22 protein-coding genes, 1 pseudogene and 1 riboswitch are annotated in these 22,230 nt (G+C 72.9%); of the genes and pseudogenes, 8 read left to right on the top strand and 15 right to left on the bottom strand.

The window, feature by feature from the left end:
* Nucleotides 1-157 precede the first annotated feature (157 nt).
* Nucleotides 158-1,393: a cytochrome P450 gene (locus ACFU97_RS01165; RefSeq protein WP_384249154.1), complete on the bottom strand. Its 1,236-nt coding sequence runs from the start codon at nt 1,391-1,393 to the stop codon at nt 158-160.
* A gap of 231 nt (nt 1,394-1,624) precedes the next feature.
* On the opposite strand from ACFU97_RS01165, the gene ACFU97_RS01160 reads away from it, so the two are divergent.
* Nucleotides 1,625-2,797, top strand: coding sequence for a steroid 3-ketoacyl-CoA thiolase (locus tag ACFU97_RS01160; RefSeq protein WP_384249151.1), 1,173 nt, complete (start codon nt 1,625-1,627; stop codon nt 2,795-2,797).
* Nucleotides 2,798-2,846: 49 nt separating this feature from the next.
* On the opposite strand, the gene ACFU97_RS01155 is transcribed toward ACFU97_RS01160, so the two are convergent.
* Nucleotides 2,847-3,641 carry a DUF4240 domain-containing protein gene (locus ACFU97_RS01155; protein WP_384249149.1) on the bottom strand — a complete coding sequence of 265 codons (795 nt, stop codon included), beginning with the start codon at nt 3,639-3,641 and terminating at the stop codon, nt 2,847-2,849.
* A gap of 433 nt (nt 3,642-4,074) precedes the next feature.
* Here ACFU97_RS01155 and ACFU97_RS01150 point away from each other — a divergent pair, with 433 nt between their 5' ends.
* Genes ACFU97_RS01150 through ACFU97_RS01140 form a run of 3 tightly spaced genes read left to right on the top strand, consistent with a single transcriptional unit; the run spans nt 4,075 to nt 5,182 of the window.
* Nucleotides 4,075-4,212: a hypothetical protein gene (locus tag ACFU97_RS01150; protein ID WP_384249146.1), complete on the top strand. Its 138-nt coding sequence runs from the start codon at nt 4,075-4,077 to the stop codon at nt 4,210-4,212.
* 50 nt (nt 4,213-4,262) lie between these two features.
* Entirely contained in the window at nt 4,263-4,724 is a 462-nt protein-coding gene (locus tag ACFU97_RS01145; protein ID WP_384249144.1) for a hypothetical protein, read from the top strand.
* The gene (locus ACFU97_RS01140) at nt 4,721-5,182 is read left to right on the top strand and encodes a pyridoxamine 5'-phosphate oxidase family protein (RefSeq protein ID WP_384249142.1); all 462 of its coding nucleotides are present in this window, start codon (nt 4,721-4,723) and stop codon (nt 5,180-5,182) included. Before ACFU97_RS01145 ends, ACFU97_RS01140 begins: the two co-directional genes overlap by 4 nt.
* Nucleotides 5,183-5,213: 31 nt before the next feature.
* Here the strand turns inward: ACFU97_RS01140 and ACFU97_RS01135 are convergent, their stop codons facing one another.
* Entirely contained in the window at nt 5,214-5,912 is a 699-nt protein-coding gene (locus ACFU97_RS01135) for a YoaK family protein (RefSeq protein ID WP_384249140.1), read from the bottom strand.
* A gap of 103 nt (nt 5,913-6,015) precedes the next feature.
* Here ACFU97_RS01135 and ACFU97_RS01130 point away from each other — a divergent pair, with 103 nt between their 5' ends.
* A complete protein-coding gene (locus tag ACFU97_RS01130; protein ID WP_384249137.1) occupies nt 6,016-7,263 on the top strand; it encodes an alpha/beta hydrolase family protein in 1,248 nt (415 codons plus the stop codon).
* On the opposite strand, the gene ACFU97_RS01125 is transcribed toward ACFU97_RS01130, so the two are convergent.
* From ACFU97_RS01125 to ACFU97_RS01095, 7 genes are all read right to left on the bottom strand, one after another.
* Nucleotides 7,264-7,683 carry a transglycosylase SLT domain-containing protein gene (locus ACFU97_RS01125; RefSeq protein WP_384249135.1) on the bottom strand — a complete coding sequence of 140 codons (420 nt, stop codon included), beginning with the start codon at nt 7,681-7,683 and terminating at the stop codon, nt 7,264-7,266. It lies immediately after the preceding gene.
* 289 nt (nt 7,684-7,972) lie between these two features.
* Complete coding sequence (locus ACFU97_RS01120) at nt 7,973-8,824, bottom strand: ECF transporter S component (protein WP_384249133.1); 852 nt, start codon at nt 8,822-8,824, stop codon at nt 7,973-7,975.
* Entirely contained in the window at nt 8,821-10,491 is a 1,671-nt protein-coding gene (locus ACFU97_RS01115; protein WP_384249131.1) for an ABC transporter ATP-binding protein, read from the bottom strand. Before ACFU97_RS01115 ends, ACFU97_RS01120 begins: the two co-directional genes overlap by 4 nt.
* Entirely contained in the window at nt 10,488-11,603 is a 1,116-nt protein-coding gene (locus tag ACFU97_RS01110) for an energy-coupling factor transporter transmembrane component T (protein ID WP_384249129.1), read from the bottom strand. Before ACFU97_RS01110 ends, ACFU97_RS01115 begins: the two co-directional genes overlap by 4 nt.
* Nucleotides 11,596-12,243, bottom strand: coding sequence for an SCO2322 family protein (locus ACFU97_RS01105; RefSeq protein WP_384249126.1), 648 nt, complete (start codon nt 12,241-12,243; stop codon nt 11,596-11,598). Before ACFU97_RS01105 ends, ACFU97_RS01110 begins: the two co-directional genes overlap by 8 nt.
* 5 nt (nt 12,244-12,248) lie before the next feature.
* A complete protein-coding gene (locus ACFU97_RS01100) occupies nt 12,249-13,481 on the bottom strand; it encodes a prenyltransferase/squalene oxidase repeat-containing protein (protein WP_384249124.1) in 1,233 nt (410 codons plus the stop codon).
* A 133-nt stretch (nt 13,482-13,614) separates the two neighbouring features.
* A riboswitch (cobalamin riboswitch) is annotated at nt 13,615-13,678 on the bottom strand.
* A 117-nt stretch (nt 13,679-13,795) separates the two neighbouring features.
* Nucleotides 13,796-14,641 carry a PP2C family protein-serine/threonine phosphatase gene (locus ACFU97_RS01095; RefSeq protein WP_384249121.1) on the bottom strand — a complete coding sequence of 282 codons (846 nt, stop codon included), beginning with the start codon at nt 14,639-14,641 and terminating at the stop codon, nt 13,796-13,798.
* 200 nt (nt 14,642-14,841) lie between these two features.
* Here ACFU97_RS01095 and ACFU97_RS01090 point away from each other — a divergent pair, with 200 nt between their 5' ends.
* On the top strand, nt 14,842-16,974 hold the full coding sequence (locus ACFU97_RS01090; protein WP_384249119.1) for an ATP-binding protein: 2,133 nt from the start codon (nt 14,842-14,844) through the stop codon (nt 16,972-16,974).
* A gap of 4 nt (nt 16,975-16,978) precedes the next feature.
* Here the strand turns inward: ACFU97_RS01090 and ACFU97_RS01085 are convergent, their stop codons facing one another.
* From ACFU97_RS01085 to ACFU97_RS01075, 3 genes and pseudogenes are all read right to left on the bottom strand, one after another.
* Nucleotides 16,979-17,368, bottom strand: coding sequence for a RidA family protein (locus ACFU97_RS01085; protein WP_384249491.1), 390 nt, complete (start codon nt 17,366-17,368; stop codon nt 16,979-16,981).
* Nucleotides 17,369-17,380: 12 nt separating this feature from the next.
* A pseudogene (locus ACFU97_RS01080) lies at nt 17,381-17,812 on the bottom strand (nuclear transport factor 2 family protein); the annotation flags it as partial.
* Between the two features lie 10 nt (nt 17,813-17,822).
* On the bottom strand, nt 17,823-18,872 hold the full coding sequence (locus ACFU97_RS01075; RefSeq protein ID WP_384249116.1) for an MBL fold metallo-hydrolase: 1,050 nt from the start codon (nt 18,870-18,872) through the stop codon (nt 17,823-17,825).
* 159 nt (nt 18,873-19,031) lie between these two features.
* Here ACFU97_RS01075 and ACFU97_RS01070 point away from each other — a divergent pair, with 159 nt between their 5' ends.
* On the top strand, nt 19,032-20,489 hold the full coding sequence (locus ACFU97_RS01070) for an aldehyde dehydrogenase (protein ID WP_384249114.1): 1,458 nt from the start codon (nt 19,032-19,034) through the stop codon (nt 20,487-20,489).
* Nucleotides 20,490-20,494: 5 nt separating this feature from the next.
* Nucleotides 20,495-20,728, top strand: coding sequence for a ferredoxin (locus ACFU97_RS01065; RefSeq protein ID WP_384249488.1), 234 nt, complete (start codon nt 20,495-20,497; stop codon nt 20,726-20,728).
* Nucleotides 20,729-20,746: 18 nt separating this feature from the next.
* Here the strand turns inward: ACFU97_RS01065 and ACFU97_RS01060 are convergent, their stop codons facing one another.
* Nucleotides 20,747-21,379: a 1,4-alpha-glucan branching protein gene (locus ACFU97_RS01060; RefSeq protein WP_384249111.1), complete on the bottom strand. Its 633-nt coding sequence runs from the start codon at nt 21,377-21,379 to the stop codon at nt 20,747-20,749.
* A gap of 54 nt (nt 21,380-21,433) precedes the next feature.
* The gene (locus ACFU97_RS01055) at nt 21,434-22,081 is read right to left on the bottom strand and encodes a TetR family transcriptional regulator (RefSeq protein ID WP_384249109.1); all 648 of its coding nucleotides are present in this window, start codon (nt 22,079-22,081) and stop codon (nt 21,434-21,436) included.
* Nucleotides 22,082-22,230: the final 149 nt, after the last annotated feature.

Here is a 22,230-nt window from a genome sequence, read left to right as displayed (position 1 = left end):
CGTCCCCCGAGTCCTGCCAGATCCACTCACTCTAGAGGAAGGGGAGCGCCGACGGGATCGGGTGAACGGGCAACGCTGGACGGGGCTCCGGCCGCTCCTCGGGAGTCGCGTGAGCGGAACGGGCCGGCGGATCCGGGAGGCCGCCGGCCCGCGTTCGTCAACCGGCCTGGACCTGGAGGTGCTTGACGCCGTTGATCCAGGCGGAGCGCAGGCGGTCGGGGTCGCCGGTCAGGGTGAGGCCGGGCAGGGCGTCGGCGATGGCGTTGAAGATCAGGTCGATCTCCAGGACGGCCAGGGACTTGCCGAGGCAGTAGTGGGGGCCTCCGCCGCCGAAGCCGAGGTGGGGGTTGGGGTCGCGCAGGATGTCGAAGGAGCCGGGGTCGGTGAAGACCTCGGGGTCGTGGTTGGCGGCGGCGTAGAAGATGCCGACCCGGTCGCCCTTCCTGATCCGCTTGCCGCCGAGTTCGAGGTCCTGGGTCGCGGTGCGCTGGAAGGCGTTGACGGGGGTCGCCCAGCGGACGATCTCCTCGGCCGCCGTCTGCGGCCGCTCCCTCTTGTAGAGCTCCCACTGGTCGGGGTGGGTCAGGAACGCGTGCATGCCGTGGGTGATGGCGTTGCGGGTGGTCTCGTTGCCCGCGACCGAGAGCATCAGCACGAAGAAGCCGAACTCGTCGGAGTTCAGGTTGCCTTCGTCCTCCGCCGCCACCAGCGTGGTGACGATGTCCTTGGCCGGGCACTGCTTGCGGTCGGCGGCCATGTTCATGGCGTAGGCGATGAGTTCGGTCGCCGACTCGGCGCCTACCTCCTCGGTGATCGCGTACTCCGGGTCGTCGTACGAGATCATCTTGTTGGACCAGTCGAAGATCTTGGCCCGGTCGTCCTGCGGGATGCCGATGAGTTCGGCGATGGCCTGCAGGGGCAGTTCGCAGGCGACCTCGGTGACGAAGTCGAAGGTGCCGTCCTGGGCGCGGGCGTTCTGCGCGATGGAGTGGGCGCGCTCGCGCAGCCGTTCCTCCAGCGCCCTGATGGAGCGCGGGGTGAAGACGCGCTGCACGATCTGGCGGACGCGGGTGTGCTCGGGCGGGTCCATGTTGAGCAGGATCAGCCGCTGCATGTCGATCGCGTCGCGCTCGATGTGCTCGTTGAAGCGGATGATCGCCGTGTTCTGCCAGGACGAGAACAACTCGGGGTGGGTGGACACGTACTTGACGTCCGCGTGCCGGGTGACGGCCCAGTACCCCTCGTCCTGGAAGCCGGCGACGTTGCCCGGCTGGGGGATCCAGCGCACCGGTTCGGCCCGCCGCAGTTCGGCGAACTCCGGCAGGGGGACGCGGTGGTGCAGCAGGTCGGGATCGGTGAAGTCGAACCCTTCGGGGAGTGCTGGACAGGGCATGGGCGACTCCAGCCTGTGTTCTGACGCTCCATCAGGTTTGCCGTGAAGGTAATAACGGGTTCTACAAGAGGCAAGAGGCGCGGCACCCCGAATTGCGTGCACGACCCTTGCGGTTGTGACCGTGGGGTCAGCAGACTGCATGCAGAACTAGAACACGTACTAGTTCAGCGTGGCGGGGCCGGCCGGGACGCCCCCGCGCCGCGCGGGTACCGGAGGAGAGGATCCCCCACCATGGCCGCGGAACCCGTGATCGTCGAAGCCGTACGCACCCCCATCGGCAAGCGCGGTGGAGCGCTCGCCAATCTGCACCCCGCCTATCTCCTGGGCGAGACCTACCGTGAACTCCTCGGCCGCACCGGCATCCCCGCCGACGCGGTCGAGCAGATCGTCGGCGGCACGGTGACCCATGCCGGCGAGCAGTCCATGAACCCCGCGCGCACGGCCTGGCTCACCATGGGGCTGCCGTACGAGACCGCCGCGACGACGGTCGACTGCCAGTGCGGGTCCTCGCAGCAGGCCTCGCACATGACCGCCAACATGATCGCCGCGGGGGTCATCGACGTCGGCATCAGCTGCGGCGTCGAGGCGATGTCGCGGGTGCCGCTGGGTTCCGGGTCCAAGCACGGCCCCGGCAAGCCGTTCCCCGACGAGTGGAACGTCGACCTGCCCAACCAGTTCGAGGCCGCCGAGCGCATCGCCCGCCATCGCGGTCTGAGCAGGGAGAACGTCGACTCCCTCGGCCTGATCTCGCAGGAGCGGGCCGCCGTGGCCTGGGCCGAGGAGCGGTTCAAGAAGGAGACGTTCGCCGTCCAGGTGCCGACCACCGAGGACGAGCAGCGGGCCGGGCAGGGCATGTGGCGGCTCGTCGACCGCGACGAAGGGCTGCGCGACACGACGATGGAGGGCCTCGCGCGCCTCAAGCCGGTCATGCCCACCGCCGTGCACACGGCGGGCAACTCCTCGCAGATCAGCGACGGCGCGGCCGCCATCATGTGGGCGTCGAAGCGGATGGCGCGTGCCCTGAAGCTGAGGCCGCGGGCGCGGATCGTGGCCCAGGCGCTGGTGGGCTCCGACCCGCACTTCCATCTGGACGGCCCGATCGACGCCACGCGCGCGGTGCTCGGCAAGGCCGGCATGTCGCTCAAGGACATCGACGTCGTCGAGATCAACGAGGCGTTCGCCTCGGTGGTGCTGAGCTGGGCGCAGGTCTTCGACCAGGACCTGGAGAAGGTCAACGTCAACGGTGGCGCGATCGCCCTCGGGCATCCGGTCGGTGCGACGGGCGCGCGGCTGATCACCACCGCCCTGCACGAACTGGAGCGCAGCGACAAGGAGTTCGCGCTCGTCACGATGTGTGCGGGCGGCGGCCTGGCCACCGGGACGATCCTCCAGCGGCTGCGGTAACCACGTGTGGCGGCCGCGGCAACCCCTTGTCGGGCTTGAAGCGAACTGATCAACTTACCCCATGCTGATCAACGTAATCCTCCGCGTCCTGCCCTTCTACATCCGCGAACCGCTGATCCTCGCGATCTGCGCCTTCTTCTCCGGCCTCGCCTTCTACTGGTTCTTCACGGCAGGAGGCCTGGGCCGGGCCGGCATCGGCCTGCTGTTCCTCGCGGTCGGCGCCCTGCGCGCCTACTTCTTCCGCAAGGAGTGGAGATCCCGCAGAGCGGTGAAGGAGGGCGGTGCCGTGCAGCAGGCGTAGCGCCGGCTGGTCGCGGTGGAGCGCGGCCAGGCGGGGCAGCCGGCGGGCCATCTCGCCCGAGTCGTCGAAGTCGAAGGACCAGGACGGGTCCAGCGGCGGGTAGGTGATGGTGAGGGCGCCGGCGGGCAGCTGCTCGCCGGTCGCCGTCAGGTGCGCGCTCCAGGCGATGCCCAGCACCTCCTCGCACTCCAGCTCCAGCCACTCGTCGGCCGCCGCCCGCACGACGGGCAGCTCCGCGAGGGCGTCGGGGTCGGCCGTCACGCGCTCGAAGACCTCGCGGCCCTGCGCGATCAGCCAGCCGCGGAAGTAGTCGAAGCCGTCGTCGGAGCAGCCGCCGTTGACGACGTAGGCGGCGGCCCACAGCGGGTTCGTGTACGACCGCGCCATCACGTCCCACAGCGCCTGCTGGGCGGCGACGATCTCCTCCACCGGCCGCTCGGCGAGCAGGGCGCAGGCGCGGCGGGCGACCGCCTCCGCGTCCTCCGCGTCGGTCACCTGCCCGCGGGCGGCCTCGATGAGCTGCCAGAACTGCTGTCCGTCCATGGCCGCAGAGCATGCCATCCGGCACTGACACCGGGCCGGTACGGGCGGCACCGGCCTTGCCGCCCGTACCGGTGGAGCGGCGGACGAGGCAGGTGGGCCATGGACGAGATCGAGGTCTCGGCGACCGGGACGCATGCCCTTCCGGCGGACGTGCAGAGCCTGTACTACGCGCTGCCCGAGGGCGCGGACTTCGAGCAGAAGCGGCTGCTCGTGGTGTGCCCGGGCGCGGACGACGTCGTAGGGCCGGTCGATGTCGTGGACCGGCATCCCGATACGGGCAGCTGCTCGGTCGGGGTGTTCCTCCTCGCGCCCGGGGTCCGGCGGCAGGGGATCGGGACCGGCGTCGCGCGGCGGCTCGCCGAGGAGGCGGCCGGGCGGGGCGTGCGCACGGTCCTCGCCACCTGCCCCGGGGACCGGGGACCGGGGACCGGGAATGGGCTTCCCGCGGGGCCTGGGCTTCGAGATCGGCGCGTCCGCGGCGCCTCCCGGCGCGACCGTGGGCAACCGCACCCGGCACCCCGGGGAGAACGGCCTGCGCACGGCACGGCTGAACCTGGACGCCGACCGATGAGTTTCGGGTGCGGGTGACGTCTGCCCTTCCATGAGAGGGAGGTGGTCGCGGTGGACGCTGCGGCACGGCAGGCGGCGCTGGACCGGCTGGACGTCCTGGTCGGGGCGTGGGCCGTGGAGGCCGAGTTCCCCGGGCTGGAGGTGCCACCCGGGCGGAGCGTCTTCGAGTGGGCCCTGGACCGGCAGTACCTCGTCCAGCGGGTCGAGGCGCCGAACCCCGCACCGGACGCCATGGCGATCATCGCCGTGGACCCGGACACCGGCGGCTACACCCAGCACTACTACGACTCCCGCGGAGTCGTACGGCTCTACGCCATGACCTTCGCCGACGGCGTGTGGCAACTCCTGCGCGAGAAGCCGGACTTCACGCCGCTCGACTTCCGCCAGCGCTACGTCGGCCACCTGGGCGCGGACGGCGACACGATCCGCGGCGCCTGGGAGATCGCCAAGGGCGAGGCGGCTCCGTACGAGCGGGACTTCGTCCTCAACTACCGCAGGAGCGGGCGCCCATGAAGCCGGACGAGATCGTACGGGGCATCGTCGACGCCGGTCTGTACATGGTCCTCGCCACCGCCGACGCGGACGGGCGGCCGTGGAGCTCGCCCGTCTACTTCGCGCACGTGGACTGCCGGGAGTTCGTGTGGGTCTCCTCGCCGGGAGCACGGCACTCGCGCAACATCGCGGTACGGCCCGAGGTGGGCATCGCCGTCTTCGACTCGTCGGCGCCGATCGGCACCGGCCAGGGCGCCTACATGTCCGCCGTCGCCGGGGCCGTGGAGGAGACGGACGCCGCCGAGCGCGCGCTCGAGGTGTTCTCACGCCGCTCGCTGCGGCACGGCGGCCGGGCGTGGACGCTCGACGACGTGCGCGGCGACAGCGGGATTCGCCTGTACCGGGCGGTCGCCGAAGAGCACTCGATCCTGGCCAAGGACGGCACGCCGGACCATCGCATCACGGTCGAACTCGGCTGAGCCGGAACCGCCGAACACGCGGGTGCGCCGGTCACTCGTGGCCCGACGCCACCAGCGCGAACAGTCCCGCCGCCCCCGCCGCGACCAGCAGCGGGATGCCGAGGCCGTGGTGGAGCACCAGCCACGCGCCCAGGCCGGCGCCCGCCGCCATCGCCACCACGGAGGCCGAGCGGCGGGGCGAGCGCCCTCCCGAGCCGCCGCCGGCACGGGAGTCGGCGGCGAGGCCCGTCAACGTCATCGTCAGGACCGTGGTCGTCAGGTCGGCGACGCCGAGCCTGCGGACCGTGGCGTTGCGCAGGCCCATCGCGAAGGCGGTCAGGGCGATCAGGGCGTAGACGGTGGCCGTGGCGTGCGGGGCGGCGAAGGCGACGGCGGCGGACGCGCCGACCAGGATCGCCTCCGCGGCGAGGACCAGCCGCGCCCAGGTGCGGCGCGAGCCCTCGCCCCGCCACCGCCCGACCCGGCCGCCGGCCACCGCGCCCAGCAGGAAGCACACCAGCGAGGTCGCGGTGTGCGGCACCGAGAAACCCGGGGCGCCGGCCGCGGCGAAGCCCAGCACCACCACGTTGCCGGTCATGTTGGCGGTGAAGACGTGCCCGAGCCCCAGGTAACTCACCGCGTCGATCAGTCCGCTGACCACCGTCAGCCCCAACAGGACCATCACCAGCGGCAGTCCGCGGGCCTCCCGGCCCGGATCGGCCGCCTGCGGGTCGGTGCTCTGCTCGGGCATGGCCACTCCGGTGGGCGGTAGGGACGCGGTGTACCCAAGTCCACCACGGAGGCGGGGGACGCTCGGATGTCGGCGCGCGGGTCGCGTACGTAGCGTCTACGACATGAGTGACGAGACACGCAAATGCCATGAAAGCGGGATCAGTTGGCACACCCGGCGGGGACTCGCCGGAGCGGCGGCCCTGCTCCTCGCGGGGCTCGCGGCCGCACCGGTCGCCGCGGCGGCCGGGCACCCGCACACCGGCGGCCGCCGCGGCGCCCTGGTCTCCGTCACCCCGGTGGCCGATCACGACGCCGCCCAGGTCAGGGCCTTCCTGGCCGGGCGGCACGTCGCGGCCGACGGGGTGCGGTACGGCGTACGGGCGTACCGGCTGACGTACCGGACGGTGGACCCGCAGGGTAAACGCACGACCGCGACCGGCCTGCTCACCCTGCCCAAGGGCGGCGCTCACCGGCTCGACCTGGTCTCCGACACGCACGGCACGATGGTGGACCGCGGCTACGCTCCGTCCGCGAGCGAGGACACCGGGCGGGTGCCGTCGTATCTGAACGCTTCGGACGGGCGGGCGGTCGCCGCGCCCGACTATCTGGGCCTCGGCGAGGGGCCGGGCCGGCATCCGTACATGGACACCCGCTCCTCCGTCACCGCCTCGCTCGACATGCTGCGCGCCGCCCGCACGGCCGCGGACCGGCTCGGCCGCCCGGTCACCGGCGACGTCTACGCGACCGGGTTCTCCCAGGGCGGCCAGGTGGCGATGGCGCTCGGCAAGGCGCTGCGGTCGGGCGCCGACCGGCACTTCCGCCTCAAGGCCCTGGCGCCGGTCAGCGGACCGTACGACCTGCGGGGCCAGGAGATGCCCGCCCTCTTCGACGGCCGCGTCAACGACACCAGCGGCGTCCTCTACATCGCGTACTGGCTGGTCGCGCAGAACAGGCTCCACCACTTCTACGACGACCCGGCCGAGGCCTTCCGCGCCCCGTACGCGAGCCGCGTCACGCGCCTCTTCGACGGCCGTCACGAGGAGGAGGACGTGCTCAAGGGCCTCGCACCGACCGTGAAACAGCTCCTCACGCCCCGCTTCCACGAGCGTCTACGGCACCCGGACGGCCCGCTGCTGACCGCGATGCGCGCGGCCGACCAGACCTGCGACTGGAAGCCGGACGTGCCGGTGCGGCTGTACGCGGGTGACGGCGACACCGACGTGCCCATCGGCAACGCCCGGACATGCGAGCGCACCCTCGCCCGGTTCGGGGCGAGGGTGCGCGTGGTGGACCAGGGGGACGTGGACCACTTCGGTTCGTTCGCTGTGTCGGCGCCGCAGGTGGTGCGGTTCTTCGACCGGGTGGGCTGATCAGTACCAGCCGTGGGTCTGCCAGAAGGACCAGGCGCCGACCGGGCTGCCGTAGCGGGAGTTCATGTAGTCCAGACCCCACTTGATCTGGGTCTTGGCGTTGGTCTTCCAGTCCGAACCGGCGCTGGCCATCTTCGAGCCCGGCAGGGCCTGGACCAGGCCGTAGGCGCCGGAGGACGAGTTGGTCGCGGTGACGTTCCAGCCGCTCTCGCGCTCGACGATCTTGCTGAAGGCGTTGTACTGCGCGGCACTCGGGATCATCTTGTGCGCGATCGACCGGGCGTCGGTGGCCGAGTTGGCGGTCGCGGCGTGAGCGGGAGCCGCGGTCAGCACCATGCCGGCGGTGGCGGCGGCCACGGCGGCGGAGGCGAGGGCCTTCTTCGGGGACGAGAACGGGCGGACGATGCGGGAGACAGTCACGAGGAACCTTTTCTTCGGGGACAGGACGTCGCCCGCAAGCCGGAGCATGCGGCGGCGCCGAGGCCCTGGGGGCACGTCGGCGCCGTGCGACGTCGTCCAGAGAAACAGGCTCGAAAGGCGTCCGCAATGCCCCCTTTTACTAGTTGTGGTCGCATCTGGGGGCGCTGAGGTTCGTGTGATCTGGCTCTCAAAGTGCAGGTCGGACGCTGTTTTGGCGTGAGCATGGCGTCCGAAATGTACTACTAGGGGGATTAGTGAGTGACGTGAGTCATGTGGGGCGGTTCACCGTTCAACGGGGGTCGAATGTGACCGCGGTCTCGAAGGCCGCCCGGCGGGTGGCTCTGCGTAGCGCCTTGAGCACGGCCGGGCCGAGTGCGAGCGTCAGCACCACCGTGACCAGGGCCCGGCCCATGTCCCAGCCCAGCGAGGTGGCGGCGCAGTACGCCACGAAACGGGCCAGGTTGGCGGGGACGGTCGCGTGCGGGTCGAAGGCGATGCCGGAGGCGAGGGCGCCCATGAAGGGCCAGCCGGCCAGGTTCATGATCGTGCCGTAGGCGAACGCCGCCAGGAAGCCGTAGGCGGCGAGCAGGCCGATCTCGCCGCGCCCGCGCAGCCGGTCCGGGCCGGGCAGCAGGCCCGCGCCCATGGTGAACCAGCCCATCGCCAGCATCTGGAACGGCATCCACGGGCCGACCCCGCCCGTCAGCAGCGCCGAGGCGAACATCGTGAGCGAGCCCAGGGTGAAGCCGAAGCCCGGGCCCAGGACCCGGCCGCTCAGCACCATCAGGAAGAACATCGGCTCGATCCCCGCGGTCCCGGCGCCGATCGGGCGCAGCGCGGCACCGGTCGCCGCTAGCACGCCGAGCATGGCGACGGCCTTCGGGCCGAGCCCCGACTCGGCGATGGTCGCCGCCACGACGGCGACCAGCAGGACCAGCAGACCGGCGAAGAGCCAGGGGGCGTCCTGCGCGTGCGCGTTGAGCGTCGAGGTGGGCGGGGCGAGGAAGGGCCAGCCGAAGGCGGCGACGCCGATCACGCTGACGAGCGCGAGGGCGGCGACGGAGCGGGGGCCGAGGCGGATGGCCCTGGCCTGGGCGGTTGCCGCTGCGGAGCGGGTGGATTCCTGGGCGTGCACGGTCATCCCAGTGCCTCCCGGACCTGCGCGACCGTGAGCCACTCCTGCGGGGCCAGGATCTTGGTGACCTGCGGCGCGAAGGAGGGGGAGGAGACGACGACCTCGGCCGTGGGGCCGTCGGCGATCACCTCGCCCTCGGCGAGCAGGACCACCCGGTGGGCGAGTTCGGCGGCCAGTTCCACGTCGTGGGTGGCCAGGACGATCGCGTGGCCGTCGGCCGCGAGCGCGCGGAGCAGGGTGACGAGGCGGGCCTTGGCCGCGTAGTCGAGGCCGCGGGTCGGTTCGTCGAGGAGGAGCAGGGGCGGGCTCGCGGTGAGGACGACCGCGAGCGCGAGGGTGAGGCGTTGGCCCTCGGAGAGGTCGCGCGGATGGGTGCCGTCGGGGATGCCGGGCAGCAGCTTCGACACCAGGGCGCGGCAGGTGCCGGGCTCGGCCCGGGCGTCGCGGTCGGCGGCGGCGCACTCGGCGGCGACCGTGTCCGCGTAGAGCAGGTCGCGGGGTTCCTGAGGGACCAGCCCCACGCGGCGTACGAGGTCCTGGGGGGCCGTGCGGTGCGGGGTGAGGCCGGTGGTCAGGACCTCGCCGGTGGTGGGGGCGACCAGGCCCACGAGGGTGTTGAGCAGGGTGGACTTGCCGGCGCCGTTGCGGCCCATGAGGGCGACGGTCTCGCCGGGGGCGAGGGTGAGGTCCACGTCGCGCAGGGCCCGGACGCCGGAACGGCGGACCGACAGGGAGCGGACCTCGGCCGCGAACCGCGGGGCCGCGCTCACCGGGGTCTTCCTGCGGAAACGGCGAGGCGCGGGGGCGGGGACGGGCGGCCGCACCACGGCGTCGGGTTCGTGGGGCGCCGCGGCCGGCCCGGACAGACGGTCGCGGAAGGCTCCGGCCCGCCGGCGTGCGTCCCGGACCGTCAGGGGCAGCGGGGACCACCCGGCCAGGCGGCCCAGGGCCACCACCGGGGGATACACCGGGGACACGGCCATCATCGCGGCCGGGGTGCCGAGCCGGGGCGGCGCTCCCGGCGACGGCATCAGGGCGACCTGGTCCGCGTACTGGACGACGCGTTCCAGGCGGTGCTCGGCCATGAGGACCGTCGTGCCCAGGTCGTGGACCAGGCGCTGGAGGACGGCGAGGACCTCCTCGGCGGCAGCCGGATCCAGGGCGGACGTCGGCTCGTCGAGGACCAGCACCCTGGGGTGCGGGGTGAGGACGGAGCCGATGGCCACCCGCTGCTGCTGGCCGCCGGACAGGGTGGTGATCGAGCGGTGGCGCAGATCGCTCAGGCCGAGCAGGTCCAGGGTCTCCTCCACCCGGCGGCGCATCACGTCCGGCGCGAGGCCCAGCGACTCCATGCCGTAGGCGAGTTCGTCCTCGACCGTGTCCGTCACGAAGTGGGAGAGCGGGTCCTGGCCCACCGTGCCCACGACGTCCGCGAGTTCGCGCGGCTTGTGCGTGCGGGTGTCGCGGCCCGCGACCGTCACCCGGCCGCGCAGGGTGCCGCCCGTGAAGTGCGGCACCAGGCCGCTGACCGTGCCGAGCACGGTGGACTTGCCGACCCCCGACGGGCCGACCAGGAGCACGAGTTCGCCCTCCGGGACCTCGAAGTCGACGCCCCGCACGGTGGGTTCGGCCGCGCCGTCGTACGTCACGGAGACATCCTCGAAGCGGATCACGACGGCTCCTTGGGGGCGACGAGGGCGGGCAGCAGGCCGAGGAGGACGGCCGCGGCCGGCCACACCGGGAGGGCGGGGGCGACGAGCGGGACGACGCCCGGGTGCAGCGCCGGATCGTTCGCGGCGGCGAGGGCGAGCAGCGCGGCGACCGCGGCGCCGGAGCCGCTGACCAGCCAGGCGCGGGCGTCCCAGCGGTCCGGGCGGTAGCGCGTGCGCAGACTGCGGCGACCGCCCAGCCGCAGGCCGGCCAGGGCCGCGGCGACCCCGGCCAGCAGCAGCGGCAGGCCGTAGGTGCCGCCTTCGGCGGTGAGCAGTCCGTACGTTCCCGCGCAGACGCCCAGCAGGCCGCCGAGGGTGAGGGCGGCGGTGGTGCGGCGCACGGCGGGCGGGACGTCGGCGGTGCGGCCGTAGCCGCGGGCGTCCATCGCCGCGGCGAGGGCGACCGAACGCTCCAACGCGCCCTCCAGGACCGGCAGTCCGACGTGCAGCAGACCGCGCACGCCGCTGTCGGGGCGGCCACGCAGCCGGCGGGCGGCGCGCAGGCGCTGGACGTCGGCGATGAGGTTCGGGGCGAAGGTGAGGGCGACGACGACCGCGACACCGGTCTCGTACAGCGCGCCCGGCAGGGACTTCAGCAGCCGGGAGGGGTTGGCGAGGGAGTTCGCGGCGCCGACGCAGATGAGGAGCGTGGCCAGCTTCAGCCCGTCGTAGAAGGCGAAGACGAGTGACTCGGCGGTGACCCGGCCGCCCAGGCGGATGCCCTGCGCCCAGTGCGGGAGGGGGACTTCGGGGAGGGTGACCAGGACGTGCGTGCCGGGGACGGGGGAGCCGAGGGCCACCGCGAAGAAGAGGCGGATGACGAGGACGGCGAGGGCCAGCTTGAGGAACGCCGAGTAGGAGCGGGCCCAGGGGGCGGGCGGGCGGCAGGTGACCACGACGTAGGCGGATGTCGCCATGAGCAGGGCCAGGACGAGGGGGTTGGTGGTGCGGGTGGCCGCGGTGCCGAGACCGAGCGCCCAGAGCCACCAGGCACCTGGGTGCAGCGCCGGGCGCCCACGGCCTGTGACTGACGTCCCGTCTGTCCGGCGACACCCACCAGAGGTCCTAGCCATGACGGCGTCGCCGGGCCTGCCACACCGCCGCCGCGCCCAGCAGGGCCACCGCGCCCGCGCCCGCGAACAGGCCCACCGACGGGCCGCTGCCGCTCTTCGTCGCCTGCTGCGGCTTCTTGCCTGTCGCGGTCGGCTTCGCACCGCTCGCGACCTGCTCGCCGCATCCCGTCCGCGGGTATCCGGCGATCGCGCACAGCAGGGCGTTGGTGTCGTAGCGCAGCGGCTTGGCCACCGCGGCCAGGGCGTCGGCCGTCGTGGCGTCGGCGGGTATCCGCGCGCAGGCCGTGCGCCCCGCCGGCGGCGTCTCGCCGGACGGGGCGTCCGCCGCCGTGCCGAAGTCGAGGACGAGCGCCACGCGCTTGGTGCCCTCCTTGGCCGGCGTCCGCGCGCAGATCGCGGAGAACGACGTCGTGCCGCGCGGCTTCGACGCGTCGCCCGAGTCCTCGCTCACCGAGAAGCGGAAGCCCTGGACGTCGCCGTCCGACGGGCGGGCGGTGGCGGGGCCCTGGGTGGCGTACGTCCAGCGGCCGCCGGCGTGGTCCCAGAAGGACCAGTACCGGTAGCCGGTGGCGTGGGCCTGGCCGGTGGCGGTCAGGCCCAGCAGCAGCGCGGCGAGCAGGACGGCGCAGCGGCGTATCACGGCCGTCACTTCCTGTTGCGGGCGCTGAGCAGGAAGCCGATGCCGATGCCGGCGACGAGGAAGACGCCGACGATCCACCAGGCGCCGAAGCCGGAGTTGGAGCCCGCGTCGTCCTGCTGGTCCGCGGCCAGGCCGGAGGCGGGCGTGGCGCTGGGGACGGCCGTGGCGGCCGGCTTCGGACCCGTCGCGTCGAGGAGCCGCACCAGGTCCTGGCCGCCGAAGTCGTGCACGTTGGCGCCGTACGCCTTGGCGGCGAGGATCAGTTCGGCGTACGCGGCCGGGCCGGCCTGCTTCGCCCACGGCCCGGCGTTCGCCTCCAGCCAGCGCACGGCGCCGGCCGCCTTGGGCCCCTGGCCGACGCTCGCGAGGGCGAGGACGGCGTCGGCCGTGTTGCCGTAGTCGGGCTGGGGCTTGGCGCCCGGCAGCGCCGTGGTCAGGTGGTGGGTCTTGGCCAGGGCCTTGGTGAGGTACGCGGCGCCGTTCTGCGCGGCCTGGCCGGGGCCGTCCGCGTCCTTGCACGACGCGGCGTCGGCGGCCGGCATCTCGGGCGACCCGGTCAGGCCCTTGCCCACCGCACCGACCACGGCCGCCGCGGTCGCGTCCGCGTTGGCGGCGAGCTTGCCCTTCTTGTCCGGCTGGAAGGCGAAGGCGCCCGCGTCCGTGCCGTCGCAGGGGAGGGCGAACGTCTGCAGGGCGTCGTAGGGGGACTTGCCGCCCTTGGTGACCTGCTCGGGCTGCTGCCCGGCGGCGGCGAGCGCGCCGATGACGACGGAGGTCGAGTTGGCGTCGCTCGGCCCGCCCGCCGAGTAGCCCCAGCCGCCGTCCTTGTTCTGCACGGACTTCAGCCAGGTGACGGCCTGGCCGGTCGCGGCGCCGTGGCCGCCGAGCGCGGCGAGGGCCTGGACGGCGGCGGCCGTGCTGTTGGTGTCGGCCATGACCTTGGCGTCGCAGTCCTTGGTGGCGTCGGCGCGGAACGGCGCGAACGACCCGTCGGCGCACTGCTGCCCCGCCAGCCAGTCCACCGCCTGCGCGGCCGGAGTCACGCCCGTCTGGTGCTGGGCGAGCAGGGCCAGCGACTGGCGCCAGACGCCGTCGTACTTCGGGTCGGAGGTGCCGTACAGGCCGTCGGGCAGCGCGGCCGACGCGGACGGCGAGGGGGATGCGGCGACGGCGGGCGCGGCCGCGCCGATCACGGCGATGGCGGCCAGGGCCGCTGCGCTGCGGCGGACGACGTTCATGATCGGCGGGGGCCTCTCCTGCGGGAGCGGGCAGCACGGGGACACCCCGGGCGGCTCGGCTCCGTATGCCTCGACGGTGCGGTGCGCCGGCGGGTTGCCGGCACAGGTGAGCCGGTCACGACCGTACGGAGCAGTCCGGCTGGCCGCCCCGGGGCGGTTCACGGTTGCGGGTCAGCGCCGGAATTGCACCGGCTTCCCCCCGTACGGGTGTGATACGACCTGGCCACTCTACCGGTCCGTAGAAATGGGCTGGGAGCCGCCTGTGGACGGGGCTTCGCGGCGGGCCCGCCGGGTGGTGGGCCGACCGGTCCGCCTCAGATCGTCCGGCGGGTCGCGGTCATGATCCGTGCCGGTGACTCGGCCGGCTGGCACAGGACCAGGGCCAGGTCGTCGGCGCGGCGGGCACCGGCGTGGGCGACGACCCGGTCGTAGAGGGAGTCGAGCGCGTCGTCGGGCAGCGGCTCGCGCAGCGCGCAGGTCACCTCGGGCAGGAACGGGAACGGCGTGCCGTCGGCGGAGCGGGCGTCGGTGAGCCCGTCGGTGTAGAGGAGCAGCCGGTCGCCGGGCTGAAGGTGGAAGCGGTACTGGCGCGGATCGGGGTGCAGCCCCAACGGCGGTACCGGCACATGGGGTTCGAGCAGCTCCACGCGCTGCCCGGCGCGCACCGGGGCGGGGTGGCCGCAGTTGACCAGGCGGACCTCGCCGGGCGCGAACTCGGCGAGCACCGCGGTGACGAAGTCCTCGGCGTCGAGCTCCGGGGCGAGCCGCTTGTCGAGGTGGGTGACGAGCGTGGGCAGGTCGGGAGCGGTGTAGGCCAGTTCGCGGAAGGCGGCGATCGTCGCCGCGGTCAGCCGCAGGGCCTCCAGGCCGTGCCCGCGGACGTCGCCGACCAGGACCCGGAGGCCGTACGGCGTCACCGCCACGTCGTACAGGTCGCCGCCGATCGCCGACTCGGAGCCGGCGCAGTGGTAGCGGGTGCACACGTGTGTGCCGGCCAGGTCGCGGGAGAGGGGCCGCAGGATCAGGTGCTGGGTGCTCCGGGCCACGTCCCGGGCCTGGGCGAGAGCCGCCTCCAGGGCGAGCAGCGTGCGCCTGACGTTCAGCCAGAGGCAGGAGAGAAGCGCTCCGATCAGGATCGGTGCGATCGGAAGTGTGTGCATGGCATTCATCGCGTTGCCCTTGCCGCCCTCTCTGCCGCCACCGCACGACGATGTCCGAATATCTCCCTTCCGTCGCGCGCCGACATGGACTTGAGCGCATCTCGTCGGAATATGCCGCGAACTGTCCAATTCCCGTGATCTTTCTGTCGTCGTTGGCCATGTGATGCAGGGGTTCGTCCGAGGCCGCGACACTGGTGCACGTGTCTCGCAAAAGTGGTGTGCACAGGCCCGGGAACCTGCCCCCCGACGCTCGCTCGTTCGTCGGCAGAATCGGTGAACTCGACTGCCTGGAAGATGAGTTGGGCCCCGGCGGGGACGGGCGGCTGCTGACCCTCCTCGGGGTCGGCGGCGTCGGCAAGACGCGGCTCGCGCTCCGGGCGGCGGAACGGGCCTCGAAGGGCTACGCCGACGGCGTGTGGCTGGTGGAGCTGTCCGCGCTCCGCACCCCCGGGCAGGTGCCGCTCGCCGTGATGGAGGCGCTGCGGCTCGCCGACCAGTCGGCCGGCCCGGTGACGGACGCGCTGTGCGCGTGGGCGCAGGACAAGCAGCTGCTGCTCGTCCTCGACTCCTGCGAGCACCTGCTGGCGGACTGCGCGAACCTCGTCGCCGATCTGCTGATCGCCGCACCGGGACTGCGCGTTCTCGCCACCAGCCGGGAACGGCTCGGGCTGCCGGGGGAGCGCGTCCTCGCGGTCGACCCGCTGCCCGTCGGCGACCCGGACGGCGATCAGCAGGCGGACGCCGAGACGCTGTTCACGCAGCGGGCCGCGCGCGTCGACCCCGGCTTCGTGCTCGACGGCCGGAACCGCCGCGAGGTGGGCGACATCTGCCGCGCCCTCGACGGCATCCCGCTCGCCCTCGAACTCGCCGCGGCCCGGCTGGCCACCCACAGCCTCGGCGCGCTCCACGAACTCCTCACCGACCGCCTGCGCTCCCGCTTCGAGCTCCTCGAGACGGAGGAGTGCGACGGCGAGGGACCGCCGCGGCACTGGACCCTGCGCACCACCATCGGCTGGAGCCACGAGCTGTGCGCACCGCTGGAGCGGCTGCTGTGGGCCCGGCTGTCGGTCTTCGCCGGCACGTTCACCGGCGGCGCCGCCACCTGGGTGTGCGGGGGCGGGCCGCTCGTCGCCGACCAGGTTCGGGGCCTGCTGCTGCGGCTGGTGCAGCAGTCGATCGTGCTGCGCGATCCCGCCGACCCCGACCGCTTCCGGCTCCTGGACACCATCCGCGAGTACGGCGCCGGCTGGCTGCGTGAGCTGGGCGAGGAGGAGGCCCTGCGGCTACGCCACCGCGACCACTACCGGCGGTTCGCGCGGGAGGCGTGCTCCGACTGGAACACGGGCCGGCAGGTGGCCTGGTGCGACCGTGTCGTCGCCGAACACGCCAATCTGCGGGCCGCGGTGGACTGCGCGCTGGCCGAGCCGGACAGCCCGGTCGCGCTGGAGACGGCGGGCAGTGTGGGCTTCCTGTGGCGCAACTGCGGGATGCCGCGCGACGCGCAGCTGTGCCTGGACCGGGTGCTGGAGCGGGAGCACGTGCCGGGACCGGATCTCGTGCTGGCCCTGTGGGCGCGCGGGGCGGTGGCGATGAACCAGGGCGACCTCGACGTGATGCGGGGCTGGGGGGTGCGGTGCGCCGAGGTGGCGCGCGAGCTCGGCGACCCCGCGATGATCACGGCCGCCGCCTACCTCACCGGCGGGTACCTGGCACTGGTCGGCCGGCTGCCCGAGGCGGTCGAGGCGCTGGCGCCGAACCCCCAGCTGCTCATCGGGACGGACTGGCGGGGAGCCGCCCAGGTGATGAACAGCCTGGGGGTGACCTACAGCCACCTCTACAGCGGCGACCTCGACAAGGCGCGCGAGGCGGCACGGGCGACCAGGGCGAGCAGCGAGCAGTGCGGTGAACGCTGGTCGCGGGCTTTCATCGACGCGATCCTCGCCCAGCTGGACGTCGCCCGCGGCGACACCGAGGCGGCGCGCGGCAACTGCCGCGACGCGCTGGCCGGACACCGGTCGCTGCACAACACGCTCGGTCTGGCCTTCACCCTCGACGTCCTGGCCCAGGCCGAGGCTACGGGCGGCGACGGCCGGTTCGCCGCCCGCGTCCAGGGCGTCGGCGAGCGCATCTGGGAACTGCTGGGGCGCGCCCAGATGGACTCGCCCCAGCAGATCGACGCCCGCCGCACCCGCGAACGCACCCTGCGCGACCGCCTCGGCGACGAGGTCTACGAGCGGGCGTACGAGGAGGGCACGGCGATGTCGTACGACGAAGGTCTCGACTACGCCCTGACCGGCGAGGCCTGTCCGGTTGTCTCGACCGATCACCCCTGACGCGTCACCCGACCACGGCCACCGCGTCCACCTCCACCAGCACCCCTTCGCGCACCGGCCGCACCACCACCGTCGTGCGGGCCGGCAGCGGTGCGGAGTCGGCGAAGAAGTCGCGGTAGACGCGGTTGAAGTCGCCGAAGTGGGCGCGGTCGGCCAGGTAGCAGGTGCAGCGGACGATGGAGTGCCGGTCGCCGCCGGCCGCGGCGACGACGGCCTCGACGTTGGTGAGCACCTGCTGCGCCTGCGCGGCGAAGCCGGCCGGCATGTCACCGGTCGCCGGGTCCAGTGGGCCCTGCCCGGAGGTGAAGAGGTACGGGCCGGTGCGCACGCCCTGGGAGAGCGGGGGCTCGGTGCCGTCGGAGAAGGGGATGAAGGGCGCGGCGTCCGTACGCACCCCCTGGGGGCCGCCGCCGAAGGGCAGGACCAGGGTGCGGGTGGCGAGCAGCCAGCCGCCGCCTGGGCCGCGGCGGAAGGTGTCCTCGTAGTGGCCGACCTGGAACGGCGGCCCGGCGGGCAGCATGCCGCCGCCGTGCCCGTCGACGCGGTAGGTGGTGAAGTACGAGGTCGCCGACGCCGTGTCCGCGGAGGTCACCGTCACCAGGACGTTGGACAGGGTGCGGCGGGACAGCCGGTCGGCGGGGCGGGCCCCGAAGTACGTGCGCAGCGCGTCCCGGCCCTCGATGCGCCGCCCGTCCCCCGGAACCGGCCACTCCCACACGCCGTCCTCGGTGAACAGCTCGGCCACGGAGGCCGGTTCACCCAGATCGAGGCGGTGGACGACGTCGAGGATCAGGCGTTCACAGGCACGTTCGGCGAGAAGTCGCTCCATGGGCTCCATAGGTACGCATTCATACGTTCCCGACGGCCAGGTACGCCACCGGATCACTCCCCGCCACCGCCTCCGCCCGCCCCAGCTCCACCAGCCGCCGCAGGTGCGCCTCGGCCTCCGAGACGGCGATGTTCCGCGATCCGTAGGGGATGTGGGCCCAGGGGCGGTTCCACTCCATGCGCTCGGCGAGCTGCCAGGGCGTGAGCGGTTCGACCAGCAGGGCCAGCAGGCCGGTGAGCCGTTCCTCGTGGTGGTCGAGCAACTCCCGTACGCGCGCGGCCGCGTCGGAGAAGGTGTGCTGGTGGGCCGGGAGCACCTCGGCGGGGGCGAGCCGGCCCACGCGTTCCAGGGAGTCGAGGTAGTCGCCGAGGGGGTCGGTGACGGTGGCGTCGTCGGGGTCCTCGTACAGGCCGATGTGCGGGGTGATCTCGGGGAGCAGATGGTCGCCGGAGAACAGGCGCCCGTGGCCGGCGAGTCGGCCCTGGCGCCCTGCCGGGTGCTCCTCCTCCAGGTGCAGGCAGACGTGGCCGGGCGTGTGGCCCGGGGTCCAGATCGCGCGCAGCCGCCTGCCGGGGAGGTCGAGGAGTTCGCCGGGGACGATCTCGCGATCCGGCAGAGCGGGGGAGAGGCCCGGGAGGGCGGGGCGGGGCGCGGCGTCGCGCAGCGGCGCCACGTGCTCCTCGGGGGCACCGGCCGCCGTGAGCTTGGCGGCCATGTAGGAGAACCAGCGGCCGGGCCGGGTGTCGCGGGTGCGCCGCACGATCGCGGTGTCCGCGGCGTGCATGGCGATCCAGGCGCCGGACGCCTCGCGCACCTTGCCGGACAGGCCGTGGTGGTCGGGGTGGTGATGGGTGATCACCACGCCGTGGATCTCGCCGGCGGAGGTGCCGCAGGCGGCCAGCCCCTCGGCCAGGGTCTGCCAGGAGTCCGGGTCGTCCCACCCGGTGTCGACCAGGACCGGTCCGCGGTCGGTGTCGACGACGTACACGAGCGTGTGCCCGAGGGGGTTGTCCGGGATGGGTACCTGGACGGACCGTACGCCTCCGCCGTGGTCGGTGACCTGTGCCATGGGTTCCCCTGTCGCCGCGTTCCCGTCACTATAACTAGAACCAGTTCCAATGGGAGCCCAAGTCACCTTTCGCTGCGCTGTGGACTCCTCCGAGGGGAACTGGTATCAGTTCCCGTATCTGATGAACCGTCAGAGCCAGCTCCGGGGAGGCAGTCGGTCATGACCGAGCTCGTGGAACACGGACAGCTGTTCATCGGCGGGGAGTTGACCGATCCCCTCGGCAAGGACGTCATCGAGGTGATCTCCCCGCACACCGAGGAGGTCATCGGACGGGTGCCGCACGCCTCGCGGGCGGACGTGGACCGGGCGGTGGAGGCCGCGCGGCGCGCCTTCGACGAAGGGCCCTGGCCGCGGATGTCGCTGGAGGAGCGCATCGAGGTCGTCACCCGGATCAAGGACGCGATCGCCGTACGGCACGAGGAGATCGCCCGGGTGATCTCCTCCGAGAACGGCTCGCCCTACTCCTGGAGCGTCCTCGCGCAGGCGCTCGGCGCCATGATGGTCTGGGACGCGGCGATCACGGTCGCCCGCTCCTACACCTACGAGGAGACCCGCGACGGCGTCCTCGGGAAGATCCTGGTGCGCCGCGAACCGGTCGGGGTCGTGGCGGCCGTGGTGCCGTGGAACGTCCCGCAGTTCGTGGCCGCCGCCAAGCTCGCGCCCGCGCTGCTGACCGGCTGCACGGCGATCCTCAAACCGTCGCCCGAGTCGCCGCTGGACGCCTACATCCTCGCCGAGATCGCCCGCGAGGCCGGTCTGCCGGAGGGCGTGCTGTCCGTCCTGCCCGCCGACCGCGAGGTCAGCGAGTACCTGGTCGGGCACCCGGGCGTCGACAAGGTCTCCTTCACCGGTTCGGTCGCGGCGGGCAAACGCGTGATGGAGGTCGCCTCCCGCCATCTCACGCGCGTGACACTGGAGTTGGGCGGCAAGTCGGCGGCGGTCGTGCTGCCGGACGCGGACGTGGAGACCACCGTGGCGGGGGTCGTCCCGGCCGCGTGGATGAACAACGGGCAGGCGTGCGTGGCCCAGACCCGCATCCTCGTACCCCGCTCCCGCTACGACGATTTCGCCGACGCCTTCGCCGCCGCCGCGGGCGCGCTCGTGGTCGGCGATCCGCTGGACACCGCCACCCAGGTCGGCCCGCTGGTCGCCCGGCGGCAGCAGCAGCGCAACCTCGACTACATCCGCATCGGTCAGGAGGAGGGCGCCAAGATCCTCACCGGCGGCGGCCGCCCGCCGGGCCTGGAGCGCGGCTGGTACGTCGAGCCGACCCTCTTCGGCGGCGTCGACAACTCGATGCGGATCGCCCGCGAGGAGATCTTCGGCCCGGTCATCTGCCTGCTCCCGTACGGCGACGAGTCCGAGGCCGTGAAGATCGCGAACGACTCCGACTACGGGCTGAGCGGCAGTGTGTGGACGGCGGACGTCGCCCACGGCATCGATGTGGCCCGGCAGGTCCGTACGGGCACGTACTCGGTGAACACCTTCAGCCTGGACATGCTCGGCCCCTTCGGCGGCTACAAGAACTCGGGTCTGGGGCGGGAGTTCGGGCCCGAGGGCTACGGCGAGTACCTCGAACACAAGATGATCCATCTGCCGGCCGGCTGGGAGGGATGAGCACCATGGGTGACCGCTGGCACGTCGAGGTCGACCGCTCCCTCTGCATCGGCTCGGCCCAGTGCACCCACCGGGCCGAGGGTGCCTTCCGCCTCGACTCCGCCATGCAGTCCCACCCCGTGGAGCCGGAGACAGACGCCAACGAACGCATCCTGGACGCCGCGGAGAACTGCCCGGTGGAGGCGATCGCGATCTCGCTGCTGGGAAGCGGGGAGCCGGTGTTCCCGCCGGAGGACTAGGGCCTGGTGCCCACGTCCCTAGACGGCGCCGACCGTGACGACCAGGCTCCTGACGCGGGTGCCGTCGGACTGCTCCCACACACCGGAGACATGACCGACGGCTCCCCGCGGAGGTGCGTCGCCGTCCACCGGCGTCAGTGCACGGTGCAGGCGCAGCGTCAGGCCGCCCGTCACGGTGAACCCGGTGCCGTCCGCGGTGTCCTCAGGTGCGCCGAGCTCGCCGATCGGTCCCTCACCGGCGTAGGAACGGGCGACCTCGCGGTCGAGGGCGTCGCTGATGCTCTGCGCGTGCGCGGGGACGCGTCCCTCGACGAGGGCGAGCAACTGGGCGGTCAGCACGGGGTCGTGGCAGCCGTCGTAGGCCCAGCGGGGACCGAGCACGCCGTGCTCCATGGTGCCGACGAGCGCGTGCTCGGCGCCCTCGAGCGGGGCGCCGCGGTAGGTCAGCGGCACCAGGTACGCGCCCGACGACGCCTCCCTGACCACCATGAACTCGATGCCGACCTGCCCCTCGGGGTCGTCCAGCCGGAAGCCACCGGCCTTCGCCAGCTCCGGCTCGGCAGAGCCGCGGTACCAGGGACGGGTGGGCAGCCAGGTGTGGAGGAGTTCCAGCTTGGTGGGCGTCACGGTGGTGCGGTGGATGATCGACATGGGGCGATTCTCCGGGCCGGGCGCCGCGGCCCGCCAGGCAATTTCAGCGGCGCGTCAGCCGCGGTCCCGCCTCTCCGGGTCCGTCAGGTCGATCAGCCGGCACACCGTCTCGATGTCGATCTTGACCTGGGCGATGGAGGCGCGGCCCGACAGCCAGGTGATCAGAGCCGAGTGCCAGGTGTGCTCGATGACGCGGACCGCGGAGAGCTGCTGCGGGGTGGGGTTCTCCAGGCCCATCGCGTCCAGGATGATCACCGTGGTCTGGCGGGAGACCTGGTCGACCTCCGGCGAGACGCTGCGGTCGGCGAAGGTGAGCGCGCGGACCATCGCGTCGGCCAGGTGCGGCTCGCGCTGCAGCGCGCGGAAGGCCCGCATCAGCGTCTCCGCGACCCGCTCCGCCGCCGTGTCGCCCGTCGGCGGCTTCTTCCGCAGCGTGCCGTGCATGTGCTCCAGCTGGTCCTGCATCGTGGCCACCAGCAGGTGGATCTTCGACGGGAAGTACCGGTACAGCGTGCCCAGGGCGACCTGCGAGGACTCCGCGACCTCACGCATCTGCACCGCGTCGAAACCGCCCCGGCTGGCCAGCTGCGCGCTCGCGTGCAGGATGCGCCGGCGGCGCGCCTCCTGCCGCTCCGTGAGGGGCGGGGAGGCTGGCTGCGAGGTACTGGCTTCCACCTTGGCCACCTTGGCTTCCGCAGGCATGGGTCCCGTTCCGTGACAGTCGGTGAGGGCTGGTGATCGCACCGAGCATGACAGGGCGTCCGCCGTGGCGCGAATCACCTGATCCACTGCTCACAGCACTCCTACCTGCCGGTAGATTCAGAGCCTCCTGGACGATCAAGTCTGAAACT

It is taken from the genome of Streptomyces sp. NPDC057616 (genome assembly GCF_042800575.1).
In the GTDB taxonomy this organism is placed as follows: Bacteria; Actinomycetota; Actinomycetes; order Streptomycetales; family Streptomycetaceae; genus Streptomyces.
The sequence above is the reverse complement of the archived record's forward strand: the minus strand, read 5'-3'. Positions and strand labels throughout refer to the sequence as shown.